Source organism: Neisseria sp. P0021.S005 (genome assembly GCF_051956955.1).
The window spans coordinates 1-3,016 of sequence record NZ_JBQCWY010000371.1 but is presented as its reverse complement, the minus strand read 5'-3'; the positions used below and the strand labels follow the sequence as shown (position 1 = coordinate 3,016).

Below are 3,016 nucleotides of genomic sequence, written 5' to 3'. Positions count from 1 at the left end.
CTTCGGTCAGGCGGTTCAGTTTCACCAGAGGTGTGTTGCCGATCAGCTCGGTAATATTATTTGCAATTTTCATTTCCTGCTCCTGATTTAGATGTAATACAGCCTGCATATTAAACTCAGGCCGTCTAAAAAACCAATATCGAAAATTTCTTTCTTTATAACTTTTGGTTCAAGCGCGGTCAATATCCACTGCGCTCAAAAATCAATGTAACGGCAACCACAGCCTGCATCACGACGGCAACCATCCAGCCTGCCCACATCTGCCGCATACTGAAAAGAGAGGCAGACTGCTTGCAAACAACCACACGGTGCAGATAAAACACCAGCATCAACACGCCCTGCAAGACAAACCAATAAATGGGTTTCAAAGCATAAATTTTCAGTAAGGCCACCCATGCAAAAACCGAGCCTGCCAGCGGCAAGATGAAATAAACCACGCCTGCCAAGAAAACAAAAGCCAAAGTCATGACGACATTGGAAACTGCAAATAAGGTCAAACCGGCATATTCGCCTGCCGACCAAAACTTTTTGTCTTCCGTTTTACTGCAGTCATCGATAAAGAAGAAAATACTGGCGATTGTCAGATAAAAATGAGGGATGAACAAAGGGCCTGTATGCGTAAAGCCCCACATTCCAGGCAACAAGCGTGCGCCCAGTGCCGAAATCCCCAGCCACAACAACACCGTAGCCCAAAGCCATTGAAACCGCTGTGCGCGAAAAATAAATGCCAACGATACCGCAGCATACGCGACGGCAAACCAAAAATCCAAAGAAACCATCATGAATACTGCAACTCGCCTTCAAAAACGGTTTCAGCAGGGCCGGTCATTTGCACATCGCCGCCTTCTTCCCAACTGATAAACAGTTCGCCCCCAGGCAGAGTAACACGCACAGGCGCACCCGCTTTCAGCAAGCCATTGCGCACGCCTGCCACCACGGCCGCACACGCTCCAGTGCCGCAAGCCTGAGTTTCCCCCACCCCGCGTTCAAACACGCGCAGGCGGACTGACAACTCATCTTCAACCTGCAAAAAGCCGACATTGACCCGTTCAGGAAACTGCTCGTGCGATTCAATAGCGCCGCCCCAATGCTCCACCGGTGCGGTTTCAACATTATCAACCAAAATTACCGCATGCGGATTACCCATATTCACACAGCTTACCGGTACAGATTCCAAACCGACCAAGACAATATGCGTCAGCGCATCTTCATTTTCACCATGTGCAGGCACAAACGGAATTTCAGACGGCATGAAACGCGGTTTACCCATATTGACGGTAACCAAACCGTTATCCAACAGCTTCGGCACAATAATCCCTTTGGTCGTTTCAACCAAAATTTCCGTTTTATCCGTCAACCCCTTATCCGCGACAAAACGCGCAAAACAACGCGCGCCATTGCCGCACTGCTCTACTTCCCGACCATCAGCATTGAAAATGCGGTACCGAAAATCGACCGCATCAGAAGAAGGCTTCTCCACTACCAAAAACTGATCAAAACCCACGCCGCGATAGCGGTCTGCCCATTGGGCAAGCGGCGCAGCCAACGGATCAAAGTCCTGATTGATGGCATTGACCACCATAAAATCATTGCCCAAACCGTGCATCTTCGTAAATTTTAAAGTTTTCATTATTCATTCACATTCTTATTAAATCATTATTTCGGCACATTCTACACCAGAATGATATATTCGTTTCTATCTTGTTTTTCAGACGGCCTTGCGCCCTTTTACCAATACTAACACCAGCCCCCCCGCAAAAATACTATACTTCCCACATTACAAACATTTCTTATTACAAGGATACACATTATGAAAAAAGTTCTCTTACCTGCCCTTTTGGCCGCTTCACTCAGCGCATGTACAGTCGGCACGCCCGGCGTTTCCGTCGGTTTAGGCGTCGGCACCAGCATCGGCCGCCACGTCGGCCTGGGTACATCCATCAACATTCCTGTCGGCTTGGATAAAACCAAAACCACCAAAGGCACGGATTCAGACGGCATCCGTATCTCAGAAGAACAAATTGTGACCTATTTTGATGCACACGGCACACCCAGCAACAGCGCAGTCAAAGGCGGTTTCCATCGCCAACTGATCAGCAAACGCAACAACGAATATGTCGTGCAAGACTTTTACAGCGACAACAGCCAAAAACGCACGGACCCCTACGTCCTCAGCCGCAACCAACTGATGCAGTTCCGTGCCACGCCAAGTAACGGCTCGTTAACCACTTACGCTTACAACGGCACGGTGATGCAGCAACAAGTATTCCAAAACGGCAAATTGGTTAACGCCAAATACTAAAGGCCGTCTGAAACGGCTGGGGAGTATGTGAAACTTGATTACAAAATATTTTTAACATTCAAACATTTGAAATATTTTGCACCATTTTCTTGAAAATATGGATTGACACATTTTTTCCAGCCATTATAATACGCCCCATTCCCCGATAGCTCAGTCGGTAGAGCGACGGACTGTTAATCCGCAGGTCCCTGGTTCGAGCCCAGGTCGGGGAGCCAAATTTCAAAAGCCTGAACTGCTGTTCAGGCTTTTTTACATCAATAAGGAACGCTTGTTCTTTCCCAAAGAAAGCCCATGAGTCCTCATAATAAAAAAGGCCGTCTGAAACCCAAATCTGGCTTCAGACGGCCTTTTATTTATTTTTAAATCAACGGAAGAAATCGCCCATACCGGCAGGCAGGCCTTGGGTGAATGCACCCATGGTTTTGTTGGTGGTTTCTTCGGCTTTTTCAGAAGCGGCATTAATGGCGGCCAATACCAAATCTTCCAGCATTTCTTTGTCGTCAGCGGCTTCTTGAATCAAATCAGGGCTGATTTCAAGTTTGCGGACAACATGCGAACACGTCATCACAACTTTCACCAAACCATTGCCTGCTTCACCTTCAACTTCGGTTTCAGCCAGCTTGGCTTGTGCCTTTTTCATGTTTTCCTGCATTTGTTGAGCCTGTTTCATCAGGCCGCCTAATCCGGCTTTTCCGAACATGTTTTACTCCTATG

The 3,016-nt window shown here is 47.6% G+C and carries 4 protein-coding genes and 1 tRNA gene; 2 read left to right on the top strand and 3 right to left on the bottom strand.

Annotated elements, in window-relative coordinates; translation table 11 throughout:
- Positions 1–179 precede the first annotated feature (179 nt).
- Positions 180–782: a hypothetical protein gene (locus tag ACTHUE_RS14310; protein ID WP_070461321.1), complete on the bottom strand. Its 603-nt coding sequence runs from the start codon at positions 780–782 to the stop codon at positions 180–182.
- Positions 779–1,630, bottom strand: a complete 852-nt coding sequence (dapF, locus tag ACTHUE_RS14305) for a diaminopimelate epimerase (protein WP_004519258.1) — start codon at positions 1,628–1,630, stop codon at positions 779–781. The genes ACTHUE_RS14310 and dapF overlap by 4 nt, the downstream gene beginning before the upstream one ends.
- A 180-nt stretch (positions 1,631–1,810) precedes the next feature.
- Between dapF and ACTHUE_RS14300 the strand changes: the two genes are divergently transcribed.
- Positions 1,811–2,302, top strand: coding sequence for a hypothetical protein (locus ACTHUE_RS14300; protein ID WP_003678851.1), 492 nt, complete (start codon positions 1,811–1,813; stop codon positions 2,300–2,302).
- Positions 2,303–2,441: 139 nt separating this feature from the next.
- Positions 2,442–2,517 (top strand) — tRNA-Asn (locus ACTHUE_RS14295).
- A gap of 149 nt (positions 2,518–2,666) precedes the next feature.
- On the opposite strand, the gene ACTHUE_RS14290 is transcribed toward ACTHUE_RS14295, so the two are convergent.
- Positions 2,667–3,002, bottom strand: a complete 336-nt coding sequence (locus tag ACTHUE_RS14290; RefSeq protein ID WP_003678854.1) for a YbaB/EbfC family nucleoid-associated protein — start codon at positions 3,000–3,002, stop codon at positions 2,667–2,669.
- Positions 3,003–3,016 lie beyond the last annotated feature (14 nt).

Coding starts and splice junctions, on each gene's coding strand:
- ACTHUE_RS14310 (WP_070461321.1), bottom strand. CDS start 782: ATGATGGTTTCTTTGGATTTTTGGTTTGCCGTCGCGTATGCTGCGGTA.
- ACTHUE_RS14300 (WP_003678851.1), top strand. CDS start 1,811: ATGAAAAAAGTTCTCTTACCTGCCCTTTTGGCCGCTTCACTCAGCGCA.
- dapF (WP_004519258.1), bottom strand. CDS start 1,630: ATGAAAACTTTAAAATTTACGAAGATGCACGGTTTGGGCAATGATTTT.
- ACTHUE_RS14290 (WP_003678854.1), bottom strand. CDS start 3,002: ATGTTCGGAAAAGCCGGATTAGGCGGCCTGATGAAACAGGCTCAACAA.